General features: G+C 66.8%; 14 protein-coding genes. 7 read left to right on the top strand and 7 right to left on the bottom strand.

Annotated elements, in window-relative coordinates:
• Window positions 1-186: 186 nt before the first annotated feature.
• The gene (locus tag Q0996_RS03125) at window positions 187-540 is read left to right on the top strand and encodes a chaperone modulator CbpM (RefSeq protein WP_299615889.1); all 354 of its coding nucleotides are present in this window, start codon (window positions 187-189) and stop codon (window positions 538-540) included.
• A 50-nt stretch (window positions 541-590) separates the two neighbouring features.
• Here the strand turns inward: Q0996_RS03125 and Q0996_RS03120 are convergent, their stop codons facing one another.
• On the bottom strand, window positions 591-1,832 hold the full coding sequence (locus tag Q0996_RS03120; protein ID WP_299615887.1) for a YihY family inner membrane protein: 1,242 nt from the start codon (window positions 1,830-1,832) through the stop codon (window positions 591-593).
• Between the two features lie 199 nt (window positions 1,833-2,031).
• Between Q0996_RS03120 and fabI the strand changes: the two genes are divergently transcribed.
• Genes fabI through Q0996_RS03100 form a run of 4 tightly spaced genes read left to right on the top strand, consistent with a single transcriptional unit; the run spans window position 2,032 to window position 6,182 of the window.
• The gene (fabI, locus tag Q0996_RS03115) at window positions 2,032-2,871 is read left to right on the top strand and encodes an enoyl-ACP reductase FabI (protein ID WP_299615885.1); all 840 of its coding nucleotides are present in this window, start codon (window positions 2,032-2,034) and stop codon (window positions 2,869-2,871) included.
• A gap of 20 nt (window positions 2,872-2,891) precedes the next feature.
• Window positions 2,892-3,986 carry a chorismate synthase gene (gene aroC / locus Q0996_RS03110; RefSeq protein WP_299615883.1) on the top strand — a complete coding sequence of 365 codons (1,095 nt, stop codon included), beginning with the start codon at window positions 2,892-2,894 and terminating at the stop codon, window positions 3,984-3,986.
• 40 nt (window positions 3,987-4,026) lie between these two features.
• Complete coding sequence (locus Q0996_RS03105; protein ID WP_299615882.1) at window positions 4,027-5,073, top strand: low specificity L-threonine aldolase; 1,047 nt, start codon at window positions 4,027-4,029, stop codon at window positions 5,071-5,073.
• A 41-nt stretch (window positions 5,074-5,114) separates the two neighbouring features.
• Window positions 5,115-6,182 (top strand): pentapeptide repeat-containing protein, encoded by a 1,068-nt coding sequence (locus tag Q0996_RS03100; RefSeq protein WP_299615880.1) that lies wholly within the window; start codon window positions 5,115-5,117, stop codon window positions 6,180-6,182.
• Between the two features lie 36 nt (window positions 6,183-6,218).
• On the opposite strand, the gene Q0996_RS03095 is transcribed toward Q0996_RS03100, so the two are convergent.
• Together Q0996_RS03095 and Q0996_RS03090 are read right to left on the bottom strand one after the other, a co-directional pair.
• Window positions 6,219-7,508 (bottom strand): class I SAM-dependent RNA methyltransferase, encoded by a 1,290-nt coding sequence (locus tag Q0996_RS03095; protein WP_299615878.1) that lies wholly within the window; start codon window positions 7,506-7,508, stop codon window positions 6,219-6,221.
• Window positions 7,509-7,634: 126 nt separating this feature from the next.
• A complete protein-coding gene (locus tag Q0996_RS03090) occupies window positions 7,635-8,534 on the bottom strand; it encodes a hypothetical protein (RefSeq protein WP_299615876.1) in 900 nt (299 codons plus the stop codon).
• Window positions 8,535-8,818: 284 nt separating this feature from the next.
• Here Q0996_RS03090 and sppA point away from each other — a divergent pair, with 284 nt between their 5' ends.
• Entirely contained in the window at window positions 8,819-10,636 is a 1,818-nt protein-coding gene (gene sppA, locus Q0996_RS03085) for a signal peptide peptidase SppA (protein WP_299615874.1), read from the top strand.
• Between the two features lie 13 nt (window positions 10,637-10,649).
• Here sppA and Q0996_RS03080 read toward each other — a convergent pair whose 3' ends face one another.
• Both Q0996_RS03080 and Q0996_RS03075 read right to left on the bottom strand, forming a co-directional pair.
• Window positions 10,650-11,447 (bottom strand): TlyA family RNA methyltransferase, encoded by a 798-nt coding sequence (locus Q0996_RS03080; protein WP_299615872.1) that lies wholly within the window; start codon window positions 11,445-11,447, stop codon window positions 10,650-10,652.
• A complete protein-coding gene (locus Q0996_RS03075; protein ID WP_299615870.1) occupies window positions 11,444-12,868 on the bottom strand; it encodes an MATE family efflux transporter in 1,425 nt (474 codons plus the stop codon). The genes Q0996_RS03080 and Q0996_RS03075 overlap by 4 nt, the downstream gene beginning before the upstream one ends.
• Before the next feature lie 274 nt (window positions 12,869-13,142).
• Here Q0996_RS03075 and Q0996_RS03070 point away from each other — a divergent pair, with 274 nt between their 5' ends.
• Window positions 13,143-14,486: a GAF domain-containing sensor histidine kinase gene (locus Q0996_RS03070; RefSeq protein ID WP_299615868.1), complete on the top strand. Its 1,344-nt coding sequence runs from the start codon at window positions 13,143-13,145 to the stop codon at window positions 14,484-14,486.
• Between the two features lie 40 nt (window positions 14,487-14,526).
• Here Q0996_RS03070 and dxs read toward each other — a convergent pair whose 3' ends face one another.
• Window positions 14,527-16,461 (bottom strand): 1-deoxy-D-xylulose-5-phosphate synthase, encoded by a 1,935-nt coding sequence (gene dxs / locus Q0996_RS03065; protein ID WP_322096630.1) that lies wholly within the window; start codon window positions 16,459-16,461, stop codon window positions 14,527-14,529.
• A gap of 83 nt (window positions 16,462-16,544) precedes the next feature.
• Window positions 16,545-16,934: polyprenyl synthetase family protein (locus tag Q0996_RS03060; RefSeq protein WP_299615866.1), on the bottom strand; the 390-nt coding region annotated here is incomplete at its 5' end.

Here is a 16,934-nt window from a genome sequence, read left to right as displayed (position 1 = left end):
CAAAACCGATCAGAGAACCCAGAAAACAAAGCCTGAAAGATCAATATCCCAAACCGATACCCGGCCTTGACAACAAAATCACCATACGAGTCCGGCAATGACAGTGTGGGAGGCTGGCGAAGGCGAACCATTTGACGGACAAGGCTTCGTTTCGAGCCACAGCCAAAGTTGAGGAGTGTCTCTGCAGTGGACTTCGATGCGGTCCTGACGGAACTGGACATCGGCGCCAGCGAACTGAATGCCTGGATCGAGCAGAGCTGGGTCCGCCCGATCCAGAACCAGGATTCCTTCGAGTTCGACGAGGCGGACCTGGCCCGGGTGAAGCTGATCGTCGAGCTGCGCAGCGACATGGGCGTGAACGAAGACGCCATGCCGGTGGTCCTCAGGCTGCTGGACCAGGTCTACAGCCTGCGCCGGGCGCTTTCCGCCCTCAGCGAAGCGATCCTCGAGCTGCCAGAAGACACCCAGGACGAACTCCGCGAACGCCTGTCACAGCGCGCCGAGAGCGAAGAGGAACGCTACGGCAAACCCCTGGAATGACCGCCCGGGCGCACACCACGCCCGCAGACTGACTCAATCCTGAAAAGCCCCTAACCCTCGTCCCGCGGCAGGGGATGCAGGCGGGCGACGCCGTCGGGCGTCTCGATGGCCGCGGCCTCGTCGAGCAGGGCGGCGAGGCTCTTGCCCCGCACCTCGGCGCCCATCTCTCCGGCGGCCAGCACGATGTTCCCGACACCGTCCGGCCAGCCCTCCCCAGGATTGAGGTCCAGCTCCAAGGCACCGAGCAGGTCTTCCAGGTTGGCCGCGGTCAGATCGCGGGAGAGAAGCCAACGCCCGCCGGCACGGCTGACGTAGCCGCCCAGCCGCAGGGCCAGCAGCACCGTCGCCAACTCATCGAGGCCCGCCGGCAGGCCCCGGGTCAGCGCCGATTCCTTCAGCACCGTGCCGGCCCGCGCCGCCGAGCGCAGGCGCTGCAGCAGGGCCAGGGCCAGGGCCAGGCGCGGCCCGGAGCCATGGTGCGCAGTCCGCAGCCGGTCGACCAGCCGCCATTCCGGCGCCGCCGCCGCGACCTCCGCGCCGAACAGCACCACCGCCCAGGAAAGGTACATCCAGATCAGAAAGATCGGCACCGAGGCCAGCGCCCCGTAGATCACCTCGTAGGACGGAAACTGCCGCAGGTAGAAGGCAAATCCCGCCTTCAGGATCTCCAGCAGCGCCGCCGCCACCAGCCCGCCGACCAGCGCGTGGCGCACCGCCACGTTGCGCGCCGGGACCACGGCATAGACCACGGCGAATGCCACCGTGGTCAGGACGAATGGCAGCGCCCGGGTGAGGCCGAAGGCGCGGTCCCCCTCCTCCAGCAGCGCAGTGGCAAAGCCGTAGCTGGACAGGGACAGGGACGCGCCCAGGAACAGCGGCCCGATGGTCAGAACCGTCCAGTAGGCCATGATCCGGACCATCAGCGGGCGCGGTTCGGTGACCCGCCAGATGGCATTGAAAGCCCCGTTGATGGTGGAGAGCAGCAGCAGCGCCGTTGCGGCAAGCGCAATGGAGCCGAGACCGGTCATGGAACGGGCATTCTCGACGAAGGTGGCGAGCTGGTCGCTGATCTCCATGCCGGCGTTGGGCACCAGGTTTTCGAACAGGAAGAGTTGCGCGCTCTGACGCAGATTCTCAAAGCCGGGAAAGGCAGAGAGCAGGCCGAAGCCGATGGCCAGCACCGGCACCAGGGCCAGCAGCGAGGCATAGCTGAGCTGGGTTGCGGTGCGCAGGCACTGGTCCTGGGCGAAGCGCTGGCCGCAGTAGGCGGCAAAGCGCAGCAGATTGCGCATAAATCCTGATAGATCAGGAGTCTTCATGGCCGGCTCCGGCTTCGGCGGCGGGCACCCTCTCGCGCGTCATTGTAGCCCAAGAAACCGCAGAAATGTGGGAATGATGCGCTGCCTCGTCGTTGACCGCCCAGGCCTTTCGTGTAGGATGCCGCACGTTTTCGCAAAGTCTTTGTAACCTGACCGACATTAAGGATTTGGTATGACCGAGCCCCAATCTCTGATGGCCGGCAAGCGCGGCCTTGTCATGGGCGTTGCCAATGACCGGTCCATTGCCTGGGGCATTGCCAAAGCCGCCCACGACCAGGGCGCCGCGCTGGCCTTCACCTATCAGGGCGAGGCCTTGGAGAAGCGGGTGCGCCCCCTGGCCCAGTCGGTGGGCTCCGACATCGTTCTGTCCTGCGATGTGACCGACGATGCCTCGATCGACCGGGTGTTTCAGGAGATCGAAGACAAGTGGGGCAAGCTGGACTTCCTGGTCCACGCCATCGCCTATGCCGACAAGGAAGAACTGAAGGGCAAGTACCTGCAGACCAGCCGCGAGAACTTCGTCCGCAGCCTCGATATCTCCTGCTATTCGCTGACGGCAGTCAGCCAGCGCGCGGTGCCGCTGATGAAGGACGGCGGCAGCATCGTGACCCTGACCTATTACGGCGCCGAACGGGTCATGCCCCACTACAACGTAATGGGCGTGGCCAAGGCGGCGCTGGAAGCCAGCGTGCGCTATCTGGCCGCCGACCTGGGCGACCAGGGCATCCGCGTCAACGCCATCTCCGCCGGCCCGATCAAGACCCTGGCTGCCTCGGGGATCGGCGACTTCCGGCACATTCTGAAGTGGAACGAGTTGAACTCGCCGCTGCGCCAGAACGTCAGCATCCATCAGGTTGGCGGGGCCGGGCTCTACCTGCTGTCCGACCTCTCCGGCGGCGTCACCGGCGAGGTGCATCACGTCGACGCGGGCTATCACGTGGTGGGCATGATGGCCGTCGACGCTGCCCCTGCGGTCGCCGATATGCTGCAGAACTTCACCCCACAATCCTGACCGAACAGGCCTGATCCAAAATGGCCGGGAACAGCTTCGGAGAGGCCTTTCGCTTCACGACCTGGGGCGAAAGCCACGGTCCGGCCATCGGCTGCATTGTGGATGGCGTCCCGCCGCGCATACCGCTGGCGGTCGAAGAGCTGCAGGTCTGGCTCGACGCCCGCAAGCCCGGGCAGTCCCGCTTCACCACCCAGCGCCGCGAAGCCGATCAGGTCCAGATTCTCTCGGGGCTCTTCGAGGGCCAGACCACTGGCACGCCGATCTCGCTCGTCATCGAGAACCAGGATCAGCGCTCCAAGGACTACAGCGAGATCGCCGAGAAGTTCCGCCCCGGGCACGCCGACTATACCTACTGGAAGAAGTACGGCATCCGCGACTACCGCGGCGGCGGCCGCTCCTCGGCCCGGGAAACCGCGATGCGGGTGGCCGCCGGCGGGATCGCGCGCAAGGTGCTGGACAGCCTCTTGCCCGAAGCGGTCTCGATCAGAGGGGCGCTGGTCCAGATGGGCCCTCACAAGATCGACCGCAGCCGCTGGGACTGGGCCCAGACTGCGGAGAACCCCTTCTGGTGCCCCGACCCGGTCGCTGCCAAGGACTGGGAGGGCTTTCTCGACGGCGTGCGCAAGGCCGGCTCCTCCACAGGCGCGGTGATCGAGGTGGTGGCCGGCGGTGTGCCGCCGGGGCTGGGCGAGCCGGTCTATGACAAGCTCGACGCCGACCTGGCGAAAGCGATGATGTCCATCAACGCGGTGAAGGCGGTGGAGATCGGCGCCGGCCTGGAGGCCGCGGCCCTCAGCGGCGAGGAGAACGCCGACGAGATGCGCCAGGAAGGCAACCGCGTGGTCTTCGCCTCCAACAAGGCCGGCGGCGTGCTGGGTGGCATCTCCAGCGGCCAGGACGTGGTGGTGCGCTTTGCCGTCAAGCCGACCTCCTCCATCCTTTCGCCCCGGCGCACCGTCGACCGCCAGGGCCACGAGACGGAGATCGTCACCAAGGGCCGGCACGATCCCTGCGTCGGTATCCGCGCGGTTCCGGTCGGCGAGGCGATGATGGCCGTCGTCCTGGCGGATCATCTCTTGCGCCATCGCGCCCAATGTGGCGACATCACCCTGTGATTGAATTCCCGCCGCGCCCAGCCGTGGAAGAGGCACCGAGATGAGCGACCGCCCGATCAACCTCTACAGCGACACCCAGACCCAGCCCTCCGAGGCCATGCGTCAGGCCATGGCCCAGGCCCCCGTGGGCGACGAACAGCGTGGCGAAGATCCCAGCGTGAACCGGCTTTGCGACATGGTCGCGGAATTGCTGGGCAAGGAAGCCGCCGTCTTCATGCCTTCGGGCACCATGTGCAATCAGATCGCGATCCATATCCACTGCCGGCCGGGCGAGGAGATCATCGCCCACAAGAGCGCCCATATCCTCAACTTCGAGGGCGGCGGCACGGCGGCCTTCTCCGGCGCCCAGGTGCATGGACTGGAGGGGGATGGCGGGATCTACAGCCTGGAGGACGCCCGCGCGGCCGTCCGCCCGATCGACCGCTACAATCCACAGACCCGGCTGATCGCCGTCGAGCAGACTTCCAACCAGGGCGGTGGAACCATCTGGCCGCTGGAGCGGATTCAGGGCCTGGGCGAACTGGCCGCGCAGCACGGGCTCGCCTATCACATGGACGGGGCGCGTCTGCTGAATGCGGTCGTCGCCTCAGGCGTTCCCGCCAAGGCCTATGCCGCCCCCCTGGACAGCGTCTGGCTCGATCTCAGCAAGGGTCTCGGCTGCCCGGTGGGTGCCGTGCTCGCCGGCTCCGGCGCGTTCATCGAGGAGGCCTGGCGCCTGAAGCAGCGCACCGGCGGGGCGATGCGCCAGGCCGGCATCATTGCCGCCGCCGGAGTCTATGCCCTGCAGAACAACGTTCAGCGCCTGGGCGAGGACCACGCCAACGCGCGCTTTCTGGCCGAGGGCCTGCGCAACCTGCCGGGGATCACCGTCGACCTGGAGACGGTCCAGACCAACATCGTCTTCTTCGATATCGCCGGAACGGGCATGGACGCCGAGCGCTTCTGCACGCTGCTGAAGCAACGGGGGATTATCCTGGGCGGCGCGGGCGAGCGCATCCGCGCGGTCACACACCTGGACGTGACCAGGGCCGAGATCGAAGCGGCCTTGGACGCAATCCGCCATCTGGTCACCGAAGCGGCAGCCTAGGCAGATACAGTGACGTTTGGCGGAAAGAGCGCGGGGCGGCCGTGAAGAGCGATAGCAAGAACATCGTTCTCACCAAGCGGATCATTACGCAGGCGGCCCTGGTCAAGTTGGCGGAGGTTCATGCGCGCTTCGTAAACCAGAAGCGCGACGGCCGGCGTGTGATCATGCAAAACTGCGTGCTGGTCGATCTCGACCTCGAAGGCATGTGCTTTGCGCAGGCCCATTTCATGGCCTGCCTGTTCTCCCACGCCAATCTGACCGACACCGATTTCAGCCGGGCCCAGCTTTTCGGCTCGACCTTCGAATCGGCGGATCTGACGCGGGCCAACTTCGAGCGCGCGGATCTGCGCGCCGTGGTGTTCGACAAGGCCAATCTCGATCAGGCCCGCCTGGACCGTGCCGACCTGCGCCGGGGCGCCATCATCAGCGGGGACAGCGGCACCGATTCGGAGATCTACCGCGAGATCCGCTCTTCGTTCCGCAGCGCGACGCTCAGGCGCACCAACCTCAAGAACGCCTCCTTGAAGGACGTCGACTTCACCGGCGCCATCCTGGAGGGCACCGATCTGATCGGCGCCGACCTGCGCGGCACGCGTTTTGTCGGGGCGGAGCTGAAGGGCGTGCTGCTCTCCAATGCCCGCCTTCAGGAAGCCGATCTGCGCAGCGCGTCCTTCGAAGACATGGCCATCGATCTGACCGCCGTGCTCTCCACCCCGGTGGAATCGGACAGCACGGAAACGCTGGACGAAATCTTGAGCCAGCATGAGGACTGGGTGGCCAGTGACGGTAAGCAGGGCAAGCGCGCCGATCTGTCGGAGCGGAACCTCTCCGGCCTCGATCTCTCCGGCAGAAGTCTCGCAACCATCTCCTTTGCCAATTCAAACCTGAAGAACGTCAATCTGAGCAGATCCGTTCTGGCCGCCTGCGACTTCTCGAATGCGAACCTGCGCTCGGCAGATCTGTCCCGCAGCGACGTTCGCGCGGCCAATTTCAAGGGCGCCATGCTCGACGAAGCGAAGTTCGAAGAGGCCCTCATCGGCGCCCTGCCGGAAACCGGAATGGAAACGGTCTTTCCCGACGGCTTCCTACTTGATCAGGAAAAGCTGTAGGCCTCCGTAACCGGTTGTGAACCGGATTGTCCCGCCTCAGCGTTCGAAAACCGCGATCAGCTCCAGGTGCCCCGACCAGGGAAACTGGTCGATGGGTGTCGCCTCGATCAGGCGGTAGCCGCCGTCGACGAGGGTGCGGGCATCCCGGGCGAAGGTCGTCGGGTTGCAGGACACGGCAATGACCCGCGGGACGTCGCTTTGGGCGAGTGCGCGGGCCTGCTCCCTGGCGCCCGCTCGTGGAGGATCGAAGACCACGACGTCCCCGCCGGAAAGTTCTTCGGCACTCACCGGTGTCCGTGCGAGGTCACGGCATTCCGCGCTAATCCGATCCGGACGGTCGGACTTTCGCGCCGTCAGGGCGAGCGCTTCCACCGCCGCCTCGTCGGCCTCCGCCGCATAGACCTGCAGCCGCCGGGCCAGAGGAAAGGTAAAGGTCCCGCAACCACAGAACAGATCGGCCGCCGTTTCGGCAGAATCCGGGACCGCGGCAAGGACACGCTCTGTCAGCGCCTGCTGACCTTCGGCCGTGGGCTGGACAAACCCGCCGGGCGGCGGCACGACGGGCGTCCCGCCGAAGCGCAGCACCGGATCGCGGTGCTGGCTGAGCGGCTGCGTCTCGCCGGCATGACGCCACGAGAGCCGGGCCAGAGCGGCTTCCGCGGCAAAAGCGGCGAGACCTTCGCGATCCGCGAGGGTCAGTTCGTGGGATGACTCGATCAAGAGGTCGATGCCGGTCTCGCTGTCCAGCGCGGTCGCACGCGCCTCTTCTCGCGGGCCCAGAACCGCCTCAAGCGCCCCGCGAAGCGGCTGCAGGAACTGGTTCAAAGGCGCAGTCAGCAGCAAACAGGCCTCGACGTCGACGAGGCGATGCGACTCGCGCTCGTGATACCCAAGGCTCAGGGTCCTGCCGCCGCGCCGGGCAGAGAGGACGACCCGCCGGCGCCGGCTTGGCGGGATCTGAACCAGGGGGTGCAGCCGACCGGCGTCGAGGCCTCGGCGCGCCAGGGCCTGGCCCAGCAGGCCCGCCTTCCACGCGCCATAGGCCGCCGCTTCCAGGTGCTGGAGGGCACAGCCGCCGCAGGGGCCGTAGAAGGGGCAAGGCGCCTCGCTGCGCGAGGGGCCGCCCTCCAGCAACTCGATCACCGTGCCCTTGAAGCCGCCGCTGCGTTCGCCGGTGATCCGCGCGCGAACACGGTCGCCGGGGACGGTCTGCGGCAAAAAGATGGGCCGGCCGCCGCTCTCGGCGAGGCCATCGCCCTTGGCACCCAGGCTCTCCACCAGGACTTCGACCTGACGGCCGCCTCCGGGCCTGGCTCTACGGCGCAAGGCCGACTTCCATCGCTGAGCGAGTCAAACCGCAACCACGCTGTCGAAAGGGAGATCGGGAGCTTGGCCGGAGCCACTCATATCTTGCTGGAGCCCGCCAGAATCGCTGTAAGTCGAATAGACGCCCTAAACGGCGCGCCGCCGGGCGAACTCAACGAAGAGACCGAAGAGCCACAAAATCCCGAAGGCCGCCGCGACCATCCCGAGCACGCCGAAGGCCAGCTTCCAGAACTTGACCTGCTCCTCGGTGTTGCCGGCACCGGACTGGCGGGCGCGGAGCTGACCCCCGTCGGGGTCTGTCCTATAGCTCGGCAGCAGACTCGCACGCGACCCGGGATTGCCGAACTGCGAGCTATTGCCGAAATTCCCGCCCAGGCTCGAGCTTGTGTGGAACTCTGAAGCGACCGAGAAAAGGGGGTCCTCTCCGGAGCTGCTGGAGAGGTTGGAAGGCGCCCTGAAAGACGAGCCGCTCGGTGCGTCAAAGTCCGAGGACAGGAGCAGGGAGTCGTAGGACATCGACACGGAGACATCACCGGCGCCACCGAAGTTGGGCTGGCCCAGGAAGGCCAGCATACCGCCGCTCGACGTCGTCGGCGTGATGCGGGTACGAACACCGCTCGCCGCGCGGCGCCCCAGGCGGTCCCTTCGTTCACCCGACCCAATGGCCTGCCCTGTGATCTGTGTCAGAACGGTCTGCGCGGAAGCCGCCTGTTCAGGATCCGCCGCCCCCAGCGCGTTCAGCAGGGCCTCGGCTTCAAAGCAGCTGTCCAGGCCGACGGCGGCCTCCTGCGTGCCGGCTTGCCCCGGCGCGGCCCCGCCCGCGGGCTCCGTCTCTGCGCCGGCGGGCCCGTTCCCCGCGTAGCCGCCGGGGCCACAGCGTCCGCTTGCGGCGTCGAAACTCGCGACGCCGGCCTCAAGAACGACGGCCCGTGACTCACCCGCCGCCCACGCACAGGCCAGGAACATGCCCAGACCGACGGAGCACCCGGTGTTGACAAAGACCCGCGCAGGCAGCCCAGTCTTCATGGACACCCAAACATTCCCCGCTCTTGCGACCTTTGGTGATAATTCTTTTCTGGATTACAACCTACCAAAGGAGCCTGTCTAGGAGCTTACGCGAAATACCGCACGCCGCAAATAGGGGAATGAACGCTATGGTTTGGCTCCGGGGGGAGCCGGGCCACCGGGCGGGGCACCCCTGATCCGGCCGGCACCGGGGCCGGCATCCGAAAGGGCGGCGCGGCAATGCGCCCCAGCGCTCCACCAAAATTTAACTGGAACCACAAGAGCGCAGGCGATGTTATAGGCCCATGGTCAGAATCCTGCTCTTTCTGCTCAAGTGCTTCGTCGGACTCTTTGCAGCCATCGGCTTTCTCGTTGCCGCCGCTATCGTGGTCGGCGGGGTGCTGCTATCGCGTTTTGACGGGCTGCAGCCGCAGCTTGCAGAGCTTCCAGAGTCCACCGTCCTTGTCCTGGATCTTGCCGAGGGGCTGACTGAACGGCGCCCCGACAATCCGCTCGCCCGTGCCTCCCTGGGATCGCCGCTGATCCTGCGCGAGGCGGTGGAGAGCCTGCATCGGGCGGCCCGCGACCCGCGGGTGAAGGCCTTGGTGGTCCATGCCGGCTGGGGCGAACCGGGTCTCGCGCAAGTTCAGGAACTGCGCGACGCCATTGCCGATTTCCGCGCCCAGGGCAAGCCGGTCACCGCCTTCGCCGAGACCTTCGGCGAGGCCGGCAACGGGACCCTGCACTACTTCCTGGCCAGCGCCGCCGGGGAGCTTTGGATTCAGCCTTCCGGCGACGTCGGCATCACCGGCTTCTCGCTCGAACAGCCGTTCCTGCGGCAGCTCTTGAGTGACTACGGCGTGCGCGCCCAGGTGGGTCAGCGCGAGGAATACAAGGGCGCGATGGCCATCTTTACCGAGACCCGCCTGCCCGAACCGCAGCGCCAGAACCTGCAGCGCTATCTGGACTCGGCGCTCTCCCAGATCGTCACCGCCGTCGCTGAGTCCCGCAACCTGGAGGCCGGTGCCGTCCGGGCGCTGATCGACACCGCGCCGCACCGCGGAGCCCTGGCACAACAGAGAGGGCTGGTGGACCGGCTGGGCTACTGGGATCAGATGAGCGATGCGGTGCTGGAGGCCGCCGGTGAGGAGGCCGAACTGCTCCCCCTCGCCGACTATGCCCGGGAAACCGAGCTGGAGGAGGCGGAAGGCCCCATCATCGCGCTGGTGCACGGGATCGGGCCAATCGTGCTGGACCACGGCGAAAACGATCCGGTCTTCGGCAAGGTCTCCATGGGCGCGCTCGACGTCAGCCAGGCGCTGGCCGATGCCATCGACGACCCGGAGGTCGCAGCCATCCTCTTCCGGGTCGACAGCCCCGGCGGTTCCTACGTGGCCTCCGACACCATCTGGCGGGAGGTGCAGCGCGCCCGCGATCTGGGCAAACCCATCGTGGTTTCCATGGGCAACGTCGCCGGCTCCGGCGGCTACTTCGTGGCCGCCGCGGCGCACAGTATCGTCGCCCAGCCGGGCAGCCTGACCGGTTCCATCGGCGTGGTGACCGGCAAGTTCTCCCTCAACGAGTTCTGGCGCGACATCGGGGTGAACTGGGACGGGGTGCAGGCCGGGCGCCGGGCAAACCTCTGGAGCCCCAACGCCCCCTTCTCGCGGGAGGAATGGGAGTGGCTGCAGGCGACACTGGATGCCACCTACGACGACTTCACGCAGAAGGTGGCCCAGGGGCGCAACCTGGATCGCGAACAGGTCCTGGCCGCCGCCGGGGGCCGCATCTGGTCCGGCGAGGACGCCGTTGAGGCCGGCCTGGTGGATGCCCTCGGCGGCTACCGCAAGGCCCTCGGTCTGGCGAAGGAAGCCGCCGGCATTCCTGCCGATGCCTCGGTTCGCCTGTTGGCTTTTCCTGAGCAACGCGACCCCTTCTCCGCCCTTTTGGAGGATACTCTCGGCGGCGAGATCGAGAACGACGCGGTGCGCTCGATGCTCCGCAGTTTCGCCCGCCTCGCCCAAGCCGCCGCGCCGCTGGTCGAGCTGATGGAAAGCCTCAGCGCCGATCCGCGGGGTCAGACCCTCAGCACCGGTCCCCTGCCCGCCAGCGCCCGGCCCTGAGAAGCCGGCCGTCCTACGCTTCCGCCGGATCGGGCGGCCCCTTGCGGGCCACCAGAAGGAACTCCTTGTTGCCTTCCGGACCGGTGATGGGGCTTTCGCTGATGCCCTCGACAGACCAGCCGGGCTGGGCGGCGACCCAGCTTTCGATGCGCCGGCAGACCTCGTCGTGCAGCGCGGGCTCGCGCACCACGCCGCCCTTGCCGACGCGGTCCTTGCCGACCTCGAACTGCGGCTTGATCAAGACCGCCAGGCGCGCCGCGGGCTTGGTCAGCGCCAGCGGCGCCGGGAGGATCACCTCCAGGCCGATGAAGCTGGCATCGCAGACCAGCAGGTCCACCGGCTCCGGCACCTGGACGGCGGTCAGGGTCCGGGCATTGGTGCGTTCGAGCACCACGACCCGCGGATCGTTGCGCAGCTTCCAGGCAAGCTGGCCGTGGCCGACGTCGACCGCGTAGACCCGCGCCGCGCCGGCCGTCAGAAGCACGTCGGTGAAGCCGCCTGTCGAGGCGCCGATGTCGAGGCAGACCGCCCCGGCCGCATCGATGCCGTAGGCTTCCAAGGCGTGCGCCAGCTTCAATCCGCCGCGGCTGACCCAGGGATGGTCCTGGCCGCGCACCTCCAGCGGCTGGTCGGCGGCGATGGCCTCGCCGGCCTTGCTCAGCTTGCGTTCACCGGAGAAGACCTTGCCGGCCATGATCAGCGCCTGGGCTTTGGCACGGCTCTCCACCAGGCCCCGCTCCACCAGCGCCACGTCCGCCCGAGTCTTGTCGATGCGCGCCTTGTCGCCGCGCGCCTGGGCGCGGCCGGTCATGGCGCCAGGCCGCCATTGGGCAGCAGATCCGCCCGGCGATGGAAACGCCAGACGGCGGTCAAGGCGACGAAGGCCAGCCCGGCGGCCAGCCCGATCCAGACGCCTTCGCCCTCCAGGCCCAGGGGAAAGGCCAGGACCGCCGAGGTGAGGAACCCGACCCCCCAGTACCCGGTGAGCGCGAGCCACATGGGCACCTTGGTGTCCTTCAGGCCGCGCAGGGCGGAGATGCCGATGACCTGCGCCCCGTCGACCAACTGGAACAGGGCGGCGATGACCAAAAACGAGACCGCCAGGCGGACCACCGATGCGTTGGCCGCCAGGTCAAGATCGAGGAACAGGCCGACGAGCTGGCGCCCGGCAAACCAGAACACCAAAGCAGAGGCCACCATGAACAGCGTGCCGACCAGCATGGAGGCCCAGCCGGCGCGGCCCACGGCCGCCGGATCGCGCAAACCGGCGGCAAGACCGACGCGCACCACCGCCGCCTGGCTGACCCCCAAGGGCACCATGAAGGCGACCGCCGCGCACTGCAGGGCGATGGCGTGGGCCGCCAGGGCCTCGGTGCTGATCAGCCCCATCAGGAAGGCGGCGCCGGAGAACAGGCTGGTCTCGGCCAGGATGGTCAGACCGATGGGAAAACCGATGCGAAACAGCTCGCGGAAACGCGCCCAATCCGGACGCCAGAACCGCACCAGGATCGCGTAGCGCTTGAAACGGCGATCCCTCAGCACGAAGCCGAGCATGGCCAGAAACATGAGCCAGGAGACGACCGAACTGGTGACCCCGGCGCCCGTCAGTTCCCAGCGCGGCAAGCCCAGGTTGCCGAACATCAGCCCATAGTTGCCCAGGGCATTGGCACCGACCGCCAGCAGGGTGATCACGAGCACGGAACGCGGGCGCGAATGGGCGGTGACGAAACAGCGCAGCACCACGAACCAGAGCATCGGCAGTAGGGCCCAGGTCACCGCCTTCAGGTAGTCGTCGGCGCGCAGCGCCACCTCAGGCATCTGGCCGACGAGCAGCAGGATCCAGCGTCCGTTCCAGATCACCAGGCTGAACAGCATGGCGAACAGCAGGATCAGCCAGAAGCCCTGGCGCACGGTGCGCCGGACGCCGCGATAGTCCCGCCCGCCCAGAGCCTGGGCCGTCATCGGCGCGACCACGGTGGCGATGCCCATGCCGAAGAGGTAGAGCGGCATGAAGATGTTCATGCCGAGAGCGCCCGCGGCCAGATCCGTCGGTCCCAGCCAGCCCATCATGACGATATCGGTGGTGTTGATGCCGATCATCGCCAACTGGGTGAACACCAGGGGCGCGGAAAGGCGCAGCGTGGCGGCAATTTCACGCCGCCACAGCATCGCAGCAGTCGGTGCGCCGGCGGCGATTTCCGCCGCGGCGTTGGGGACCAGAAGTCGAAACATGGCCCGCACTATGACGACTTTGGGTCGGTGGGAGAACCCATCCGAAACGCAGAGCCGATATGCGCTTGATGTTTCACGAGCTCCACACAGTTATTCGAAACAACCGCGTGCCCCGGCAGACCAGGATTCGCCGGCCGGCGGTGCAGCGGGAGACCAGGGCAACGCGCCTGTGGCACTGCGGTAACCGCTGCGTTACGATTAAGGGTTCATTAAGCATAGCGCGCCTAAAGCTTTCACCTGACTCACTGTCACTTTTCGAGAGTCACCCGATTCCATGCAGCCCATTCCTTTTGACGAACTGCAGCGTTTGGCCTCGCTCCAGGCCATGGAAATCCTCGACACGCCGCCGGAACCGGCGTTCGACCGCATCACCCGACTGGCCGCAGACCATTTCAATGTCCCGATCGCCTTGATTTCGCTGATCGATCCGGCCCGTCAATGGTTCAAGTCCAAGGTCGGCCTCGATGTGGAAGAAACGCCGCGGGAGATTTCCTTCTGCCAGTTCACCATCATGGACGACCAGGTTCTCCAGGTATCGGACGCGCGGCAGGACCCGCGCTTCGCCGAGAATCCGCTGGTGACCGGCGGTCCCGGCATAAGGTTCTATGCGGGGGCCCCGCTGGTGACCCAAAAGGGATTCCGGCTCGGGACCCTCTGCCTCATCGACTCGCAGGTTCGGGCCCCGCTCAACGAAACCCAAGAGGCCCAGCTGCGCGATTTCGCCGATCTGGTGATCAGCGAGATGGATCTCAGGCGGCTGCGCCGGCTACTCGGCGAAGAGTGCACCCGCCTCAGCAAGGAAGCGGTGCGCACGGTGAGCCGCATCGGCGAGGCCGAGGCGGACCTGGCGCGTGATGCCCAGATGGACCTCATCGCCCATGTCGCGCATGAGCTGCGGACGCCCCTGGGCGGCATGCTGAACTCCGCGGAGGTCATTCGGGGGCAGCTCTTCGGGCCAATCGGCGATCCGCGTTATGCGGCCTATGCCTCGCACATCGAGGACTGCGGGCATCATCTCCTGGAGGTGCTGCGCAAGACCATGGAGCTTGCGCGTTCGACCAAGGGCGGCCTGATGCTGGAGGAGTCCGAACTGGACATGAACGGCATCGCGCTGGCGGCGGAGAAGCTGGTCCAAGGCGAGCTCGACAAGTACGGAGTCCGCCTCGCACAGGATCTCGAGCGCGCCGAGCTGCGCCTGCTTGCCGACCGCAGCCAGGTCTCCCAGATGCTGGTCAACCTGATCTGCAATGCCGCCCGCCACGTTGCGGCCGGCGCCGAGATCACCCTGCGCTCGCGGCTCAGCCGTCATGGAGACCTGACGTTTTCGGTGGTCGACAGGGGTTGCGGCATGACCGCCGAAGAGCTGCGCGCGGCTCTCACCCCCTTCGGGCAAATCGCCAGCAAGCGCACGAAGCGTCATGAGGGGCTGGGCGTCGGCCTGCCGTTGACAAAGCGTCTGGTGGAACTGCACGGCGGAGAGCTGACCGTCGAGAGCACGCCGGGTCAGGGCACGACCGTGTCCTTGAACTTCCCGGCCTACCGCGTGCGCCTGCTTTCGAACGCACAGCAGGTCCCGACACCCGGTCCCCTTCCCTACGACGCCGTCAGCGGCCTGTAACGGCTGTGCGTCCCTGAGCTAAGGGCTTCGTCAGGAGCCCTTAGGCCCGGACCGGCGCGTCCACCGCGTTCTCGCCCAGCGCCTCCAGGGCAGCACCCAGGATTCCGCCCCGGTCCACGCCGCCCTCGCTGCGCTGGCTGTCCGGCTTGTCGTGATCGATGAAGCGGTCCGGCAAAGTCACCGGGCGGAACCGCAAGCCCTTGTCGAACACGCCTTCCAGCGCCAGAAACTGCATCACCTGGGTGGCAAAGCCGCCGATGGCACCCTCCTCGACGGTGAGCAGCACCTCATGCTCGCGCGCCAGGCGGCGCACCAGGTCCTCGTCCAGGGGCTTGGCGAAGCGCGCGTCGGCCACCGTGGTCGAGAGGCCGCGCGCCTCCAGATCGTCCGCCGCCGCCAGGGTATCGCCCAACCGCGTGCCCAGCGAAAGGATGGCGATCTTGCTGCCCTCCCGGACGATGCGGCCCTTGCCGATGTCCATCGGGCTGCCCTTTTCCGGCAGCTCCAGGCCCAGCGCCTCGCCGCGCGGATAGCGCAAGGCGGAGGGGCGGTCGTCGATCTGACAGGCGGTCGCCACCATGTGCATCAGCTCGACCTCGTCACTGGGCGCCATCACCACGAAGTTCGGCAGGCAGCCGAGGTAGGTCAGATCGTAGCTGCCCTGGTGGGTCACGCCGTCAGCGCCCACCATCCCGGCCCGGTCGATGGCAAAGCGCACCGGCAGGCTCTGGATCGCCACGTCGTGCACCACCTGGTCGTAGGCGCGCTGCAGAAAGGTCGAATAGATCGCCGCGAAAGGCCGGAAACCCTCGCAGGCGAGCCCCGCACAAAACGTCACCGCATGCTGCTCGGCGATGCCGACGTCGAAAGTGCGGTCGGGGAAGCGCTCGGCGAACTTGTTGAGTCCGGTGCCCGAGGGCATCGCCGCCGTCACCGCGACGATGGTCTCGTCCTCTTCCGCCGCGGCGATCAGACCCTGGGCGAAGACGTTCTGATAGGCCGGCGCCTTGGGCGTCGGTTTCGACTGCTTGCCGGTAACCACGTCGAACTTCGCCACGCCATGGTATTTGTCGGCCGCCGCCTCCGCCGGCTCGTATCCCTTGCCCTTCTGGGTGACGCAGTGGATCAGCACCGGGCCCTCGTAGTCGGCGTCGCGCACGTTCTTCAACACCGGCAGTAGGTGGTCCAGATTGTGCCCGTCGATGGGACCGACGTAGAAGAATCCCAATTCCTCAAACAGGGTGCCGCCGGTCAACAGGCCTCGGGCATATTCCTCGGCGCGCTTGGCGGCCATTTCGATGGGCCGCGGGAAGCGCTTGACCAGTTCGCGCCCGATGTTGCGCACCGACTGGAACGGCTTCGAGGAAATGAGCTGCGAGAGATAGGCGCTCATGGCACCCACCGGCGGCGCGATGGACATGTCGTTGTCGTTGAGGATGACGATCAGCCGGCTGTTCATGGCCCCGGCATTGTTCATCGCCTCGTAGGCCATGCCGGCGCTCATAGCACCGTCACCGATCACCGCGATGACAGCGTTGTCCTCGCCGCGAAAGTCGCGCGCCACCGAGAACCCCAGGCCAGCGGAAATCGAAGTGGAACTGTGCGCCGCGCCGAAGGGGTCGTAGACGCTTTCCCTGCGGCTGGTGAATCCCGAAAGCCCGCCCCCCTGACGCAGGGTGCGGATCCGCTCCCGCCGGCCGGTGATGATCTTGTGCGGATAGCACTGGTGGGAGACGTCCCAGATCAGCCGGTCGTCCGGCGTATTGAAGACGTAGTGCAGGGCCGTCGTCAGTTCGACGACGCCGAGACCCGCCCCCAGGTGGCCGCCGGTGACCGAGACAGCCTCGATCATTTCCGCGCGCAGTTCGTCGGCGAAGTCCCGCAACTGCGACTCGTTCAGCCTGCGCAGATCCGCCGGCTCCTTGACGCCGTCCAACAAAGGCGTCGGGCGTCTGTTATGTCCGATTTGTGCCACGCTGCCTGTCACTCCTGCCTGTAGATGGACTGTCCGGGCCGTCTCCTCGACGTGGGGGAGAATCCCGGCAGCCGAAACGCCGCTTATGACTGCCGCGAAACGACGAAAGCCGCCGTCTCCCGTAAAAGGTCCGCCTTCTGGCCGAAAAGATCAAGTCGGCGGGCGGCTGACGTGACGAGTGCCTCAGCTTTCGCCCGGGCCGCCTCGATGCCAAGCTGACCCACGAATGTGGCCTTGCCAAGGCTGGCATCCTGGCCGGTGGGTTTGCCCAGGGCCTCCGGCGTGCTCTCCGCGTCCAGAAGGTCGTCGGCAATCTGGAAGGCCAACCCGAGATCTTCTGCATAGCCCTTCAGGGCGTCGCGCGCCTCGCTCGGCGCCTGGCCCAGAATCGCGCCGGCCTCGCAGGAAATCTGGATCAGGGCTCCGGTCTTGAGGCTCTGCAGGTGGGAAATCCCGGCCAGGTCCAGCGCGCT

It is taken from the genome of Pelagibius sp. (genome assembly GCF_028289705.1).
Lineage (GTDB): Bacteria > Pseudomonadota > Alphaproteobacteria > Kiloniellales > Kiloniellaceae > Pelagibius.
The sequence above is the reverse complement of the archived record's forward strand: the minus strand, read 5'-3'. Positions and strand labels throughout refer to the sequence as shown.